The 17,342-nt window shown below is 42.2% G+C and carries 16 protein-coding genes; 6 read left to right on the top strand and 10 right to left on the bottom strand.

Going from position 1 to position 17,342, the window contains the following annotated elements; genetic code table 11:
- The first annotated feature begins 469 nt into the window (after positions 1-469).
- The 3 genes from C942_RS21925 (at position 470) to C942_RS21915 (ending at position 3,726) form a co-directional block, all read left to right on the top strand.
- A complete protein-coding gene (locus C942_RS21925) occupies positions 470-2,461 on the top strand; it encodes an SDR family oxidoreductase (RefSeq protein WP_007470468.1) in 1,992 nt (663 codons plus the stop codon).
- Between the two features lie 9 nt (positions 2,462-2,470).
- Positions 2,471-2,980, top strand: coding sequence for a DUF2505 domain-containing protein (locus C942_RS21920; RefSeq protein ID WP_007470466.1), 510 nt, complete (start codon positions 2,471-2,473; stop codon positions 2,978-2,980).
- Positions 2,981-3,093: 113 nt separating this feature from the next.
- Entirely contained in the window at positions 3,094-3,726 is a 633-nt protein-coding gene (locus tag C942_RS21915; protein WP_007470464.1) for a TetR/AcrR family transcriptional regulator, read from the top strand.
- 149 nt (positions 3,727-3,875) lie between these two features.
- Here C942_RS21915 and C942_RS24480 read toward each other — a convergent pair whose 3' ends face one another.
- Genes C942_RS24480 through C942_RS21900 form a run of 3 tightly spaced genes read right to left on the bottom strand, consistent with a single transcriptional unit; the run spans position 3,876 to position 6,975 of the window.
- Complete coding sequence (locus tag C942_RS24480; RefSeq protein WP_051035889.1) at positions 3,876-4,187, bottom strand: response regulator; 312 nt, start codon at positions 4,185-4,187, stop codon at positions 3,876-3,878.
- The gene (locus tag C942_RS21905; protein WP_007470460.1) at positions 4,184-6,076 is read right to left on the bottom strand and encodes an ATP-binding protein; all 1,893 of its coding nucleotides are present in this window, start codon (positions 6,074-6,076) and stop codon (positions 4,184-4,186) included. The genes C942_RS24480 and C942_RS21905 overlap by 4 nt, the downstream gene beginning before the upstream one ends.
- Positions 6,073-6,975 carry a phosphate/phosphite/phosphonate ABC transporter substrate-binding protein gene (locus C942_RS21900; protein ID WP_007470457.1) on the bottom strand — a complete coding sequence of 301 codons (903 nt, stop codon included), beginning with the start codon at positions 6,973-6,975 and terminating at the stop codon, positions 6,073-6,075. The genes C942_RS21905 and C942_RS21900 overlap by 4 nt, the downstream gene beginning before the upstream one ends.
- 437 nt (positions 6,976-7,412) lie before the next feature.
- Here C942_RS21900 and C942_RS21890 point away from each other — a divergent pair, with 437 nt between their 5' ends.
- Entirely contained in the window at positions 7,413-8,372 is a 960-nt protein-coding gene (locus C942_RS21890) for a hypothetical protein (RefSeq protein ID WP_007470455.1), read from the top strand.
- 258 nt (positions 8,373-8,630) lie between these two features.
- Positions 8,631-9,533, top strand: coding sequence for a D-alanyl-D-alanine endopeptidase (gene pbpG / locus C942_RS21885; protein ID WP_007470454.1), 903 nt, complete (start codon positions 8,631-8,633; stop codon positions 9,531-9,533).
- Between the two features lie 53 nt (positions 9,534-9,586).
- Here the strand turns inward: pbpG and C942_RS21880 are convergent, their stop codons facing one another.
- The 5 genes from C942_RS21880 to C942_RS21860 all read right to left on the bottom strand — a co-directional run bounded on the left by C942_RS21880 (position 9,587) and on the right by C942_RS21860 (position 13,071).
- Complete coding sequence (locus tag C942_RS21880) at positions 9,587-10,534, bottom strand: alpha/beta hydrolase (RefSeq protein ID WP_051035888.1); 948 nt, start codon at positions 10,532-10,534, stop codon at positions 9,587-9,589.
- Positions 10,535-10,844: 310 nt separating this feature from the next.
- Complete coding sequence (locus C942_RS21875) at positions 10,845-11,204, bottom strand: phasin family protein (RefSeq protein WP_007470450.1); 360 nt, start codon at positions 11,202-11,204, stop codon at positions 10,845-10,847.
- Positions 11,205-11,329: 125 nt separating this feature from the next.
- Positions 11,330-11,905 carry a phasin-related domain-containing protein gene (locus tag C942_RS24475; protein WP_007470448.1) on the bottom strand — a complete coding sequence of 192 codons (576 nt, stop codon included), beginning with the start codon at positions 11,903-11,905 and terminating at the stop codon, positions 11,330-11,332.
- A 251-nt stretch (positions 11,906-12,156) separates the two neighbouring features.
- Entirely contained in the window at positions 12,157-12,438 is a 282-nt protein-coding gene (locus tag C942_RS21865; RefSeq protein WP_036801462.1) for a polyhydroxyalkanoic acid system family protein, read from the bottom strand.
- A gap of 108 nt (positions 12,439-12,546) precedes the next feature.
- Entirely contained in the window at positions 12,547-13,071 is a 525-nt protein-coding gene (locus C942_RS21860; protein WP_007470444.1) for a lecithin retinol acyltransferase family protein, read from the bottom strand.
- Between the two features lie 301 nt (positions 13,072-13,372).
- Here C942_RS21860 and C942_RS21855 point away from each other — a divergent pair, with 301 nt between their 5' ends.
- A complete protein-coding gene (locus C942_RS21855) occupies positions 13,373-14,590 on the top strand; it encodes a transglycosylase SLT domain-containing protein (RefSeq protein WP_036801458.1) in 1,218 nt (405 codons plus the stop codon).
- Here C942_RS21855 and C942_RS21850 read toward each other — a convergent pair.
- Together C942_RS21850 and C942_RS21845 are read right to left on the bottom strand one after the other, a co-directional pair.
- Positions 14,535-14,891 (bottom strand): hypothetical protein, encoded by a 357-nt coding sequence (locus tag C942_RS21850; protein ID WP_036801455.1) that lies wholly within the window; start codon positions 14,889-14,891, stop codon positions 14,535-14,537. The genes C942_RS21855 and C942_RS21850 overlap by 56 nt on opposite strands.
- Positions 14,892-15,294: 403 nt before the next feature.
- Positions 15,295-17,331 (bottom strand): sensor histidine kinase, encoded by a 2,037-nt coding sequence (locus tag C942_RS21845; RefSeq protein ID WP_007470440.1) that lies wholly within the window; start codon positions 17,329-17,331, stop codon positions 15,295-15,297.
- Positions 17,332-17,342 lie beyond the last annotated feature (11 nt).

Here is a 17,342-nt window from a genome sequence, read left to right as displayed (position 1 = left end):
CACTGCACTGAATAGCCATAACTCACACAAAAACAGAAACCGCTTCTGCTGCCATAAATAACAGACAGCGAACATTGTCGGCCAATTCACCATGTTTTAGTTCCAGTCTCTATATTCACTGAAGCAATATTATTAATGCCGTTTTTCTATTGATAGAAAACATATAAAAAGCTTCAGCCATAACAGTAAATGTCAGACAAAAAAACATAAGTAATACAAATAGTTGGTGCTTCAGAGTTTGAATTTAGATATGTCGATATAAACGTCAATTACAAATCTAATAAGCCAAAATGTGAGCAAATGCTCTAATTTTTGCAATTCCCTTTAGGAATCTTGATCTAGTCCAGATTTTTACGTGATTTACTTTGAGGTTTTGTGCCACTAGGTGCACACTGAGGCTCGGTCATCCGACCAGTATAACTACATTACTCTGTCTTCAAATAAATTATAAATCGCGTAAGGAGTGGTCATGAATTCTTTCATTACCGGCGCAACAGGATTTATCGGTTCCAATTTTATCAGACGTCTGGCAAAACGACCTGGGGATATCTATGTTCTTTCGTTCAGTGAAGCGGACGATCAGAGACTCCTAGAGCTGATTGAAAAATACGAACTTCCACGCAACAAGTTCCACACGTTCCGTGGCTCCATCACGGAAGCAAACCTCAACCTGTCTGCTGACGACATCAAGTCACTGACAGGCAAAATCACTAACTTCTTCCACTTTGCTGCTATCTATGATCTGGAAGCTGACGAAGAAGCGATGATGCGTGCCAATATTGATGGCACAGAACACACACTACGACTGGCTGAACGGATTAACGCCGGTTGCTTCCACTACATCAGTTCTATTGCGGTTGCAGGCCAGTACCGAGGCTGGTTCCGCGAGGACATGCTCAACGAAGCAACAGGTCTTGAAAACGCCTACTTCGCTACCAAACACAACGCTGAAAAGCTGGTGCAGGAAACAGCAACCATTCCATGGCGTGCTTACCGTCCTGGTATTGTTATCGGTGATTCCCAAACCGGTGCAGCCGATCGTATCGACGGTCCTTACTATTTCTTCAAGATTATTCAGCGCCTGCGTCGCTCACTGCCTGAGTGGACTCCGCTTCTTGGCCTTGAAGGTGGCCGCCTGAACCTGGTTCCGGTTGATTACGTGGTTGACACCATCGACCACATTGCTCATAAAGGTGAGCTGGACAACAAATGCTTCCACATCGTTGACCCGGATCCATACCGTGCCGGTGAAGTTATCAACATGATTGCCGAAGCAGGCCACGCGCCACGCATGGCGATGCGCTTAGACATGCGCCTGTTCCGCATGATCCCGAACAACTTCTGGCAACAGCTTGGCCACCTACCGGTTCTGCGCAATGTTATTGATGCTCTGAGCCAGGAAATGCGCATCCCTAAAGATGCAGTGAAGATGTTTAACTATCCGACTCAGTTCGATTGCTCGAATACGCTGAACGCGTTGTCTGACAGTAACATCAGCTGCCCTCGCCTTCCGGATTACGTTAACAATATCTGGGACTACTGGGAGCGTAACCTGGATCCATCCCTGCACGTTGAGCGCACTCTGAAAGGTACCGTAAAAGGTAAAGTGATCGCACTTACTGGTGCTTCTTCCGGTATCGGTTATACCACTGCTCTTAAACTGGCAGAAACCGGCGCAACTCTGGTTCTTATCGCCCGTAACCTTGACCGTCTGCAAGAAGTTCGTAATGAAGTTGAACGTCGCGGCGGTAACGCATTTATTTACCAATGCGACCTGAGCAAAGATGAAGAAGCTCAGCAGACGCTGGAAGAGATCAAGCAGCGCCATGGTAAGGTCGATATCCTAATCAACAACGCTGGTCGCTCTATCCGTCGTTCCGTCATGCACTCTGTTGAGCGCCTGCACGACTATGAACGTACTATGCAGCTGAACTACTTTGGCTCACTGCGAATGATTCTGGGCTTGCTACCTAATATGGTTGAAGATCACTCCGGCCATATCATCAATATTTCCTCTATTGCAGTATTGACCAACCAGCCTCGTTTCTCTGCTTACGCAGCGTCTAAGTCTGCCCTTGATTCATTTACCCGCACTGCAGCTACTGAGCTTTGCACCCAGGGCATTAACTTCACCACTATCAACATGCCGCTGGTTGAAACACCTATGATTGCCGACCACTACCGCAATGCTGAAGGTGGTATTCCGCTTCTGACTTCCGATGAAGCTGCTGACCTAATCGTGAAAGCGATTATCGAGAAGCCAAAACGTATCGCAAACCGCCTAGGCCTATTTGCCGCCTTCATTCATGGCGCTTACCCGAAACTGGGCGAACTAATCATGAATGCCGGCTTCAGCATTTCGCCAGAAACCGATGGCCAGGAACACAAAACGGATCCTAGCAAACAAGGTTCTGCCGAAGCCAAGGCGTTAACCAGCATCATGCGCGAAATTCATATGTAAGGTAACACTATGCAAATAACCGCAATTCACGATTATAAGGAAGATCTGGATACCATCCTGCGCTATTTCAGCGAAGATGACCTGATTGTAGATAAGTACAAAGCGCTCGGTGCCAGAAACATTCGTGTCAATAGTATTGAAGAAACTGACGATGGTTTCACTATCGAAACTCAGCGTGAAGTACCGGCGAATGTACCTGCTATGCTGAAAAGCCTGCTGGGTAGCTATAACACCGTGAAGCAAAAAGAAACCTGGCACTGGCAGGAAAATGAACAACTGCTGTGTCACATGAAGGTGGAAATCATCGGTGTACCGGCCACTATCTCCGGCCAGATGATGTTTAGCGAACCTAATGAAACCGGTATCCGCACTCAGAATAATGTGTCTGTTACCGTTAAGTCATCTGTACCTCTGATCGGTAGCACACTTGTATCTTTCATCTGTGACGATATCAAGAGCCAGATGCAGGCAGAATACGATTTCCTTCGCGAAAAACTGCCGCACCTTGTTACAGAGTAATCGTCTAACAAGTTAACGGGAGAAGTAGCTGTTCACCTAAGCAACGCCTTTTATGGCCACTTGCATTTAAAACAGCGTGTTCAGCTACCTTTCCGGAACACAAGGAAGAGACAATGAAAACCCGTGACAGGATTTTAAGAGTCAGCCTAGACCTGTTTAACCGCGACGGAATCGCGCAGGTCAGCACCCTGATCATTGCAACAGAAATGGGGATCAGCCCGGGTAATCTTTACTACCATTTCAGGGGGAAAGACGAAATCGTTGCTACGCTTATCTCCGAGCTTCAAAACTCGTTGACGACAATCAGCAATGAATACCCGAAACAGGTCCAGGATTTTGATGATTACTGGCCATTTATGCACACCATAATGGCGCTGTTTACCCATTACCGTTTCTTGTTCAGAAACCTTGATACGCTCAACGGTCAAAGCCCTCAGATCAAACGGAAAATCCGTACTTTGATCCTCAAGCTTCGTACACTGAGTAATGATATGCTGGCGCACCTTATTAGCCTCGGCAAACTTAAGTGTGACGATAAAAGCTTGCCTCTGCTAGCTGATAATTTACTGCTGGTTAGCCTAAACTGGCTTAACTATCAGACTCTGCTTGATGACAAGTACAGTGAGACAGACTTGATCCGTGCCGGTGTATTGCGCCTGATTTCTATGGTCGAGCCGTACCTGACCGAATCAGCAGAATCACCTTTCTATACGCATCAGGATTTGCTAGATGAATTAGTTAACTGATATCCATCTTATTGATAGATATCATACTCATAGCGCCATGCCTACGCATGGCACTATTTCATTAAGGTTGATACCTCAAATTCAGTTTGCAGTAGCAAGCCCTAACTGCCCTAAAACACAATATAGTTCTTTAAAGGAAAAAGGCTTACTTAAGATAGCATCAACACCAAATGATTTAGCATTTCAAGGTATGTCTTCCCGGCTATACGGCCACCGCCTGATATTGCTATCACCTTACACGGGAAATTATTATTACTATCTCGGATAGAAATCAAAAAACCAAGACCATCCTGGTCTGGCATAACGATATCTGTGATGACGAGATCAGGTTGCAATGATTTAAATTTTTGTAAACCCTGTATTCCATCATAAGCGGTGTGAACCTCAAAACCTTTTCGATTTAGGTGTTGATAAATTGCGTCATTAAAATCCTGGTCATCATCTATCAATAATACTTTCATCGGCTTTCTCCCTGTAAGCGAACTACTTCATCCGACTGAATTTGATGATTCTGTTTAATTGGTAACAGCAATGTGAAAATTGTTCCTTTATTCAATTTACTTCTTACAGTCAACTTACCCTTATGAGACTGAACAATACCGTAGCTAATTGACATCCCAAGTCCTGTCCCTTCACCAACTTGCTTTGTGGTAAAGAAAGGATCAAAGATCTTGTTCAAGTGCTCATCAGGAATGCCGCAACCATTATCTTCAACATCAATAGCGATATAACCATCCTTACTATAAGCTCTTAATTGAATGACTTTTTCCACTGAATTTGCTACTGCATGCTCAGCATTTGTTAATAAGTTAGTTAATACCTGTTCAATCTGAATTCTATTACATTCCACTTTTGGCATATCCAACGAAATGTCCTTAATCAGCTTTATTTTATTTAATCTAAATCGCTGTAAGAACAAAACCAGTGAGTCCTCTATTAAACCAACAACATCTGTTTCATTAAACTCAACGACCTTATCATCACGGCTAAATGTTTTAAGATGTTGTACTATCCTTTTTATTCTATTTATTTGCCGGTGTATTTTATTGTAAATTTCGGCAAGCTCTTCAGGATTAATATTTTCTTCTTCTGTTGCAATAACCTGTATTAGCTCTGCATTTAACTGAATAGCTCCAAGTGGTTGATTAATTTCATGAGCCAAACCCGCTGTAATTTCCCCCATAGAAGCCATTTTTGCAGAATGAATCAACTGATCTTGCGCTATCTTTAACGCCTGATTACTTAATGTCAGCTCAGTGTTATATTGCTGTAGTTGCTCTTCAGCTAACTTTCGTTCAGTAATATCCCTGGCGATACACACATAACCATGTAAACCTTCTTTTTCTGAGCTTAATTGACATGTCGATAATAAAATGGGAACAACTTTATTAAGTTTGCTCTGAAGCGTAATTTCAATTACATCTGATTCAAGATAATCTAAAATCTCATTATCAGCTATCATGGCAAAGTCAGCTGAGGCAAAAAGTGACGGTAACGACTTCACCTGTAACTCTTCTTGACTGTAGCCCAGCACATCAATTACCTGAGCATTCACCTGTCGAACGTTCAGTTTGTTATCGATGACAAACAGCATTTCTCCCAGTGAATTGATCACAGTATTGAGGTAATCCTTTGAAACAGTGACCTTTTTTAAATTCTCTGCCATGGTGTTAATGGCATTGCAAAGATCACCAATTTCATCATTCCTCATTGCTGTAACCCTGCTGTTTAACACCCCTCGTCCAATATCCTGAGAAACTTGAACCATGTGCGTCAGCGGTTGGCTAAAGAACCGTGAAAACATATAGGCAAACAATAAGGCAATAATCAGCGATAACACAGTGAGTAACAAATATGCTCTCAAATCATTGCTAATAGATTGTTCAATATGCTCAAGGGTGAATCCCACAAGGAGGTAACCAACCAGTTCATTATTCGGCATCATAATCACCTGCCAAATAAACAAACCGTCATCGTTACGTACAATAGCCGGTACCTTAGTTTGAAACTCACCACTAAGTTGATAGACATCTTCAGGGCAGTCAGCAAAACCAGACTGACTAGCCTCTGCAATAATAGAATATGATGCATCACGAATCACTGCACACATCATATTAGGATTAAATAATGCGTAACTCATCTGATTTTTTAGAGACTTAAGATCTGAAAAATAAAGAGGATTTACGATTGAATGAGCCAATACATTATTCGTATGCAAGCTGTTATTGGTATAAGCAGAGAGTTTATGTATTTTTCCAAAGTATAATGTATAGACTATAACCCCTGTAACAACCACACAGGTAATTAAAGTGGCAAAAATAATTAACTGACTTCTTACCGTTATCTTCATTGTGTAACCAACTCAGCTTCCAACAAAGGTAATAATCTTGGCCACATCTCAGTAAACTGGGATGGAATCTCATCAAATTTTGTTGTTTTTTCGAACTGCTTAAGTACTTTTTTCCCCAAGTCTGACTTATCAAACTCGAGCAAAACCAGACGGATTTTATCAACAAGTTCAGGGTCAAGGTCGCTACGATAAACCACTACATGACGAGGAATATTAAATGAAATGTGCAGTGCTCGCATATTTTGTGAGTTATCACGATTCATTTCATTAAATTTTGCAGTACTCATCGCCCCAGCATTTACCAATCCCTTTTGAACCCAAAAGAAAGTATTTTCGTCATCATTGCTGAAAATATAGGAAATTTGTTCCTGTGAAGAATGCTGGTTAATACGCTTAATCTCATCAAGATCATAATTTAACTGCATCAAATCTAACTTGGGTAACAAATATCCTGAAGCCGAATGAGGACGTTCAAACGCCAGCACTTCCCCCTTCAAATCAGACAGCGTCTTAATATCGCTGTCTGCTCTGACAAAAATAGTACTATTGTATTCTGATGTTCCTTTTTTCCAACGCCTGAGCAAAAACTTTCCACCAGCATTTTGAACAACGCTATATGCGCTCAAAGGGCTATCGATATAGATATCCACTTTAGCTTCAGAAAATAAGTTCGCCATATCAGAGGGGCTGCTAGCTATCACTACTTTGCTACTTTCGATGTTAGCGGATTCCAAATGTTCAGCTAAGTATTGGCTGAAAGGTAGAAACGTTTCAATTTCTTCGCTGGGTTCACTGCTAACTGCGCCAATGATCAACTGCTGGCTAAAAGCCATCGCGGTAAAAAACGAGGTAAAAAAAATCGTCACCAATGAGATAGATATCAGCAGCATCCTTTTCATAATTTATATCCCTCTACAAAATTAAACATCATCAATCCGACATGACGATAGTTGTTATCACATTGTTTACTTACTCTTTAAATCCAGTGTAGAAGAGAGACAAATCTGTTGCATATAAAATATTTGAGGAGGTCATCAAACAGACACAGCATTGAATAAATAAACTCGTTAATTCGCCCATGCTCAGTTCGACTAGCATTCATTCCTATAACACCAGACCTGTGCACGAGGCCTTTTTCTTTGATTTCAACCCCATGTTGAAGCTCAAAAGTTTGATAAATGTATAATTTTTTAAGTCTAAAAAAACAAAAAGCATGACATTTATCCGGTATGGTCATTAAACTACCTGCCTATTTACAGATGTGTCGATTATAAATAACAACAAATTAGCCATATCTGAGATTCATATGAATCACTTGTCAAAGGTTAACCGTCTCATGTTCAAACACGCTTTTCTTATTGCTTCGATACTTGCTCCCTTTACCAGCCATGCAACTTCATTGTTAACAGAGGCTGAAGCCAAGCAAGTGAAGCAAGTCAGAGCCCAATACAGTAACACCACTGAACTTAAGGAGCTTGCTAAAGTAAATAGCAGTATTTTCACTCTCAGCTCACAAACTGAAAAACTCAAATCGACCATTTTGCGAGAAAAGCAGCTTTATCAGGAATACCAACAAAAACTCAGCAACGAAATGCTCTCTGGTACTGAAGAAAAGACAGACTTCTACTTTGATGCGATGAAAAAAGCGTCGAAACGCATCAAGCAGAGCCAAAAACAGATTCAACATAACCAGAAACAACTTAAGCACCACAACGAGAAAATAGCGCTATTGAACGAAGCTCTGCGTGAATCGAAAGAAATCTACAACAATAAGTTATCCTCTCTTAAAGACAACGTCGTCAACCGCCTTAAAAAAGAGTTCTCTAATCCACTTCCTATGACGATAGCAGGTAAGATCAAGTGCTCACCTTATCAGTCAATTCGCGCCTGTTTCGAAAACAAACAGACGACATCCAAACTGATCAATAAAGCCATTGAAGATCACTTCGGACAGCTTTCTATCACCAGCAGCAATAACAATTTCCAGGTTAAGTCTGCTTTGATGGATTATGACGGTAACGTTGACTATCGTGCTAACTTCAACTTATTTGTTCAATACAATGAAAATATAGAAGCACAGATCATCAAAGAGATTGGAGTCGAATCATTCAGTATTCATCTATTGAGTAACAAAGCTGCCAGCTTTTATGTCGACGGGCTGCCCGTTGGAACCGGCAGCGATATCAGCGTCAAATTAGCCAAAGGCAAATACGCGATTCTGGCAAGATTTGATGGCCACCAAGAATCAACCATTCAGGATATCTCGACCCCTGTCCGACTGACATATAATTTCTAACAATACTAGACGTGCCCCTTAACTATGCTAAAAACCAAAGCAATTATGGGGCATATCCTAAACTAACCTGCGAATGTGCTGGCTCATTCTCATCGCTCAGACAATCCCACCGTCAAAGCAAGCTAACATCAGCATTTGTAGCTTAATACATATTTTTACTGTCATCTTTACACAATCATAACTTGCACTGTTTAAGAATTGAGGGAATGATTAACTACTCAATAGTTAGTGTTCATCATAAAATGCCAAGGAGTCACTGTGGGCAAAGCCATCTTGCTGATTTTTTATATAATTTTGGCCGGAACATCGAACTTTGTATCGGCAAAGACCTCGACGCTCGATCCAAAGAAAATTGAAACAGCATCAGTCAGCACCTATGTCACTGATCTGAAATCCGGCAAGACTCTTTTCAAAAAAAATGCCGACCTGATTATGCCAATTGCTTCTCTGACTAAACTGATGACAGCTATGGTGGTATTGGATTCGAAACTATCGCTAAAAGAAAAGATCACCTTTGAGCCCAGAGACAAAGAGCGTATCTATAACGGCTATTCCCGAATCAGAATGGATTCACAGTTAAGCCGAGGAGAAACCATTCAAATTGCACTCATGTCATCTGAGAACCTGGCATCTGCTGCTCTGGCCAGAAGCTATCCGGGAGGCTACGATGCCTTCATTAAGGCAATGAACCAAAAAGCCCGGTCTTTAGGCATGAAGAACACACGCTTTGTTGACAGCTCGGGACTGAGCCCGGATAACGTCTCTACCGCGGCTGATATCGCCCAAATGGTCAAAGCCGCTTACAAATACCCTCAGATTCGCAAATACAGCACAACCTCTGTACACACAGCTTATTTCAAAAAGCCAAGGTATAAGCTTGCCTACACCAATACTAACGCTCTGGTTCGGGGTAAAAAGTGGAAAGTTGGCTTAAGCAAAACTGGTTATCTGGATGTTGCCGGACGCTGTCTGGCAATGATCGCTAACGTCGATGGTAAAAAACTAGTCATGGTGATGCTGGACGCGTATGGCAAACTAACCCCAATCGGCGATGCCGGCCGAATCAAAAAATGGATTCAGACCGGCAAAAGCGGAAAAGTGTCAGATTCTGCCTGGCATTACCAGCGACAGAAGCTCTCTGAACTTACAAATACAAAATAACCAGTAATTAAAAATCCGTATCGCAAGTGGAGCTTTCCCTAAAAAAATAAAAATCAGCTAGCTTCTTTATGTTCAGGTTTTACTTCTGCTTTTGCTTCTTTGTATTTTTCCTGAACAAAACTCGCCATCAGCTTTATCGCATCTCTGGCTTCGCTTAACTGATAAAACAACGGGTACACATGCGGTACCCCTTTTACCACATGAAGCGTGATATCTCCGTCAGCCTCACCTATCTTTTCAGCTAATCGAATGGAATCATCCATCAACAGTTCTTCTGTCCCAGCGGTAAGAAACATGGGGGGAAGATCATGAAGTTGTGCGTAATAAGGCGAAATATCAGGATCACAGGGATTCTGCGTACCAATGTAGTTATTACGCATCAGCAACAGCGTACTCAAATCGAAAAATGGATCATCCTTACACTTCTTGAAAGCGGACTCACCCGTTACGGCCATATCCGTAACAGGCGAAATCATAATTGCAGCCGCTGGCATAGGAAGATTTGCATCGCGTAACCTAAGTAAGGTTGTAAGGGTAAGGTTTCCACCAGCAGAGTCACCGGCAAGAATAATTTGGTTGGGATGATAACCGTGCATCAACAATGCCCGGTACACGGCAAAACATTCGTTTGGTGCCGCCGGATAAGGATGTTCAGGGGCCAAGCTGTAATTAACCATCAAACCGCGTGATTTGGTAGCATTCGCCAGGCGGGCCAGAAAGGCATTATGAATACGGGGACTACTGAAACAAAAGCCGCCACCGTGAAAATAAACAATAATCTTATTACCACTACTATGTGGCATATCAATCCAGTCACAAGGGGTGTCAGCAAACTTAGTCGGGGTTACTTCCATTCCCCGTGGAGCACTGATTAAGGCGCCATAGCTATCAATACTTAAAATCAAATCACGCATCTCGTCAGTAGTGTTACAACCGGCGAGTCGCTGTCGCATGATTCGAAACAAAACCTTGTTAAAAGCCCTATTGCGCCAACTATCCATAAACGCCACCTTTATTACAATTCAGTAACAAATGTAGGATTAAAAAGCCCGTTTGGTCAATACATGGCGGTAAAACATCACAAAATTTCCGAAATATTACGCCTAGTTCAACGGTTTTTTATGCAGTTTGGTATTTTCTTGGCGAGTGTATATAACAAAATTGCAACATAGCAATGAAAAAAGGTGCGCGTGCATGGCCCACGCGCAACCTAAAAGGTTAACCACCTACAGACTGGGAAAGGCAGTTAGACCTAAAACAGGGTTACTTTATCGTCTGGCTGGCTTTATGAACGTAACCCCGAACTGGCAGTTACTCTGCTTCTGCCAATTTCTCTACCGCAGCAGTGAGCTTGTCGATTTTCTCGTCCATACGCTCAAGCTTCTCACGGTCAACTCCGCTGAGACGGTAGAACAAATCATTCATGCCTGCCTCAACTTCATCTGTTGCTTTCTCTGCATTCTTGCCAATGCATTCTTTAGCCTGAATTTCGACTTCTTTACCACGTTCAACAAGTTCGTCGAACATTTGATTAGTTTTCTCGTTAATTTGCTGTGCTTCATCAAGGCTGCGGCTGTACAGACCCAAACCAGCAAGCCAGATGTTGCGTGCAATACCTTCACCGCTTTCTACGACGTTTTTAGCCGCTTTAACTACTGTGTTATCGCTCATAATTTTATCCCCCCGCGTTAATACGCTGGATTACATAAAGTCTATTGATAGGTATCAGGTCTTATTCATCTGATACCTGACCGTTATGCCGTTACCGGCTAAGTTCAATCAGTAGCTTGCATCAACTACTGGCTTTTTTGATCAGCCTTTTCAGTTACTGGCTTTGCTACTGCAGGCTCAATTTTTGGAACTGGTTTTGCCGCTACAGTTGCTGCCTTAGCTGCTGGCTCTTTCTTTTCAGCTGGTGTTGCTGCTTTTGGTGCCGGCTTACGGCGAGCAACATTTGCTTTTCTGGCACGAGGTGCTGGTTTTTCAGCTTTCTTTTCAGCTGGTTTAGCTACTTGCTGACGTTCAACAAGAGCTTCAATGCTTGCAGTCAGGTGATCAATCTTGTCATCGACACGATCCAAACGTTCGTTATCAATACCGATCAACTTCTGAACCATGTTGTGTACGCGTTCTTCAATAGCAACTGAAGTGTGGCTACGCGCAGTATGTACACGTTCTTTAGTTTTTGACTCAACCGCACGACCACGCTCGATCAACTCGTCAAATAAGCTCTTGCCTTTATCAGACAATTGATTAACTTCATCTGCACTCTTTGCATAAGCGCCCAAACCAGCTAACCAGATGTTGTAGACCATAGCGTCACGAATCTGCTCTTTTTTAGATTCTTCCGCAGTCTGTTTAAAGATGCCCATGAGTGTGTCCTCCTAATATCTGAGACAACTTGTCAGCCAGTGGGTATTGCCTGACTGCTTGACTTAAGATTAAGAATTTCAATTAGAATGTTCTCCCTAAAACAAGGATTTATCGTGGACTTGATCAAATATTTTCGATTTAGCAGGCGGGCTGGAAGGAAGGTCACAAGAGGATATAAAAAGAGCCTCTTTCAAGGCTCTTTTTAATTCAAATCGGATCTATTGAGGCCGAAGCGGCCAATCTAAATGAATCAGTTGGGTAATAACAGCTGATCCAACCGTTCTGATATGTGGCTTTCTATCGTGGGTGCGAACAAACTTGCAGCAAAGCCCAATAACCTGAGCTCAATGGTGATCTTTCCTTCATCTGACTGCAAAAAACCTTTTGCTGAAGCATGATTAATCATCAGTTTGTTTTCCTGCCATGCCCAGGTCAGTCCATATTCCTGTTCAAGCTCTCCGGCGATCTGCTCTGACAGCGTGGTGATCTTATCCATAGGAAAGTCATGATTACGTTCAATTAAAATAGTCACAGAAAAACTCGCTCGAATTAGTGCATTTACTCAATTACTTATTATTAACATACTTGCATAATATGAATTTTTCTGTGCCGAAGATCCAATTGTTCACAATTCATTAAGTCATAACATATTCAATTTTCTCAGCATCTGAGAAACATACATGGAGCTTTTCACTACAGCCCTGGCTCCTGTTGCCGCCCCTCCGTAAGGAGAACGCTCAGACGGAGACATCAACGCGCCCAGTAACATCCCTATCCCTGCCATTTTCATTGTTGGTTGTTCACCTCTAACGACCATATAGCTGCCTGTCAACGTCACCAGAAGCTTCTGAAACTGGGTACACTCAACATCAAGGCCGTGAGCTTCGCGAACAAACTGCTCGCAATTCTGGTTAAACAGGTTATAAGGCCGTCCAATATGTTTTTTTGCATAATGAAAGGCCCGCCTTGGATTCTCACTGGTTATAGAACTGACCACTATCTCCCTTCCTTCAGTAAAATCATCCAGAGAATCAATTTGAACTCGAAGTCTTTTCTTCGAATTATGAATAACACCGCCTTCACCATCAGAGATGCCGTAATGCCAGTAAGTACTACAGCGAATTTTCAATACTATACCCACCGGATAAATAGAATCAGACATCATTACTGCTCCTGCTTGTATATCAAACGACAACCGCGAGAACGCTTATTAATAACCTTCACAACAGTAAGCTTAAGTCTAATACAAGCACAGGAAACACTTGGCCAAATCAGTAAATTAACCCTGTCTCAATCTTTAGATTTAACCTTTCTCATCATTTGGATCGAGAAGCAAAATTTAGATAAAAACACTTCGTTGTATTTTTATGCTGCTATAAATATAAGATGGCTTTAATTTTTTTGATTAACGCATTTTTCCAGTGGTGTCGTGACTAATAACAAGAATTTATCCTCGAGTTGCTACTATGAAGTTAAAGTTAATCCTGCTTACCTCTTTCTTAATGGCTGGTTGCCAGGGACTCAATGATGTCATTATCCCTCCGACAATTGAGTCAGAACTGATAATGAACATTGATAATTTCCCGGAAAACATTGTCAGTCAATGTATTATCAGCAAAAAAATGCAGGAAGGCAGCTATGTTGCTACCGGAGGCCCACTTCAGACAACCGAAGAAAAAAGCAGGAAAGTAGCAAAAAATATTGAGACAGACCTTTGGAAGGTTTTAGGCCATTCTTTTTCGTTAAGAGTCCCGCCCAATAAACAGGTTATGTACTATAAGAACTGGTACTTAAGCAACCAATACCATATTGATACTGTTACTGAACGTGCCCGGCCATTCCTGTTCTATATCTATGAGCAGGTGAAGAAGCGCGATATGCCTATTGAAATAGCATTACTGCCCTTTGTTGAAAGCTCATTTGATCAATTCGCTTATTCTCACCGCGGAGCTGCCGGGCTGTGGCAAATTACTGAACCAACAGCTAAAACATTTGGTTTGGAATTTTTAGCCGGCTATGATGGACGCAGGGATATCATATCTTCAACTGAAGCCGCTTTAGATCTACTTGAATATCTGTACGAACGATTTGACGAAAACTGGTTACATGCTCTGGCTGCTTACAACACAGGTGAGGCAAGAGTCAGAAATGCCATTAAAGAAAACCGTTCTCAAGGTGAACCAACTGATTTTTGGGCACTAAAACTTCCAACAGAAACACAATTATACGTACCTAAACTTCTGGCAATGACTAACCTGGTTAAGTACAGAAACAAATATAAGCTGGATCTGACACCGATTTCAGCAGAGCCTGTTGTTACCGAAGTCATTATTAACGAAAAGGTAAATCTTGATATCATCGCACAACATGCTGGTATCAACAGTGTCGAACTATATGCTCTCAATCCTGCTTATACTAATGGCTATACTTTTGCCCAAAGGGATAACCGAATATTAATTCCAAGTAAAACCAAAGACATGTTCTACAAAAATAAGGAGAGCAGTGTCTACGTTAAACAAAAATTCACGATTCACCACATTCGGATTGGTGAATCTCTTAGTGAACTTGCTTCCTTAAACAATACTTCCGTTTCTATGATTAAAAGCGTGAATAATTTATCCGATTCAATCATTTTTGCCGGGCAAGAGCTGTTGATTCCAACTCTCCAGGTAGATAATCGGTAATAGCGTCTGTTTCGATATTTTTGAGAGCATGTGAACCATTAACAAAAAGGCTTTGTACTGAATTTTCTAATTTAGCCAAAAATTCAAGATCGGATTCATTATGTGAAAGTGAAAGACCAATCAAAATCCCTGCGAGCAAACAAACCGGTGCCATTAGTCCCCGAATTGTTATTAGACTACAAATTGACAAGACAGATATTAAAGTTGCGAGATAGATATTCCCCGGCATATCCAGATAAAAAGCAATATACAATGCTATAAATTGCAGCAAAACACCTATAGCCAGAACCATCAATTTCATAAATGTCACCACTCTCCTTTTTTCATAATTATAGACATCAGTTTTTAATAGGTACGATTTTATTATGGATATTAACAAGTTCCGAACTCTCAGCTGGTTCGAGCCCTTTTCTCAGTAGTGAAAATCCTGTTCTATACTGAGGTAGATAATAAAAACGACCTATTCTGCTCATAAAGGAGAATTGTATGCAACACGATGAAATGATATTCCCGAATCGCATGGGTATTATACGGCGGACAGCACTATTTTCTTTAACTTGTATGTTTGTCGGTTTAATTTTCATGGGTACATAATGCAAAAAAAATTACGCATAAAATAATATTCTGCTAGCAGAAATAATAAAGGCATGATCCAGTCATGCCTTTATTATTTATTAGATTGTAAATCTTCAACTGTCAGCAGTTCATAATTCTACAGCCAGTTCAAGTTTATCATCTGTTATTGCCTTTTCTGGCAAATAAACAGAAAATGTTGCTCCTTCACCCGGCTCAGACTCAACACATATTTCTCCGCCAATCTGGCTGATTATGCTCTGACTGACTGACAACCCAAGTCCTGTACCGCTACGCCGCGTGGTATAGAAAGGGTCAAAAATCCTGTCGATATTTTCCTTGCTGATACCACAACCGTGATCTTTGATATGTACCACAGCACCAATCGGTTCACCTTGCTCACCCAGCCAGTCTTCTGACTTCACTTCGAGCAATCCCTGACCGTCCATAGCATGGACACCATTCATCTGAAGGTTCACCAGAACCTGTAAAAGCTGGTGACGGTTTACTTCAACACAGCACCTTGCATTCAGGCTGACTTCGATCTCAATCGCCTTCTTCTTAATACCAGGACGAACCAAAGTCAGACTCTCTTCAACAATCGGGTTTAAATGCTGCCATGTCACTTCATCCTGTACCCCACCCTGGCGGCTATATTGCAACAGACTGCGGGTAATATTCCGAATACGGTCAATTTGCTGGTGGATAGCTTCCAGCTCTTCCTTAACCCTTTCAGCATCGTCTTCAAGTTCGAACTGCAACAACTCGACATTACCCAGAATGACTGCTGTCGGGTTGTTAATTTCATGAGCAATACCTGCAGTCAGTTCTCCAAGCGCAGCCAGTTTTTCACTGGTTACCAGCTTGCTGCGAGCCTGATTCAGCAGCTTAATATGCTGCTCAAGTTCCTCGGTTTTTTCGTGAAGGCTCTGAGTGCGCTCCTTCACTTTATCTTCCAACTCCAGTGAAGCCTGTTTGATCTCTTCATTTCGCAATTGCAACAAATCGAGCATGCTATCAAACTGCCGGCCAAGGATTTCCAACTCATGGTCTTCGACCAAATCCAGCTCACCAATTCGACAATCTTTACCCACCTGGACGGATTTGACGACATGGTGAATCTTTTCAATCGGCAAAAACAAATCACGGGCACCACGGTAAACCACAATACCGGAAACCAACAAAACAAATACAATGCCGAAGCCCAGCTCAACCAGATTGGTCAGGTAGATCCGAATCAACGGCCACTCCAAATAACCGGTATACAACATTCCGATAATATCGTCGTTGTGATCTTTGAGCGGCTCATAACCGGAAACATACCAAGCATCATAAACAAATGCCCGGCCGAACCAAGTTTCTCCCTTATCCAGAACGGCCTGTCTTACTTCCTCTGAAACCCTGGTACCAATCGCACGACCATTCAGCTTTTCACTATCGAGCGGAACGTTGGTACTGACACGAACGTCGTCCATAAACAGAGTAACAGTACCTATGCTACCTTCTGGCAACGTATCAGCCGCATAAACCAAATCACGGATTCTATCCACCAAGGAGGTACTGTTGTTCAGCAACATACCGCCGTCGATAATCCATTGCAGATTATTATCTTCATTGAAAATCGGGATCAGACTACGGCTAACCAGTCCTTTAGTCTCGATTGCGCCTTCTTGCAACAAAGGTATTTGCGCCCGTGCAGGTAAATCTGCATGTAAATCTTCCAGCTCAGGAGTACTCAGTCGCTGGAAAAAAGTTTGCTCTTCACCTTGCAGTAATAAATGGCGATTTGATTTCGGGAACTCCCCCAGAGCCGATGCCGGATGAAGCACAACAAAGTCAAGATCATAACGACGAGCCTGGCGACTTACCCAGTCTATAAGTGCGGCTTCATCATTTCTCATTAAATACTGAAAATCATATGACTCTGTCAGCGATGTCAGGCGCATACGTTGCTGCTTTTGCAACAGCACCATACTGTGATGAGAAACGGCAAGGTCAGCACGCACATTCTTCAGTGCATTCTGCCAGGTGTACATAAATGTCCAGTACATTGTTAGTGCTATCAGCACCAACAGCGTAATAAAAATAGGGGTAGAGGTCAGAAGCAAAAGTCGATATCGCACCATAGTGCGAAACCGCCTAATCCACATCGCCAAAAATGTTTTCATCGTCTGTGTTT

The sequence above is a fragment of the Photobacterium marinum genome (assembly GCF_000331515.1).
GTDB classification, from domain to species: domain Bacteria; phylum Pseudomonadota; class Gammaproteobacteria; order Enterobacterales; family Vibrionaceae; genus Photobacterium; species Photobacterium marinum.
Note: the sequence above shows the minus strand (reverse complement) of the source record. Positions and strands in the feature narration are given on the sequence as shown.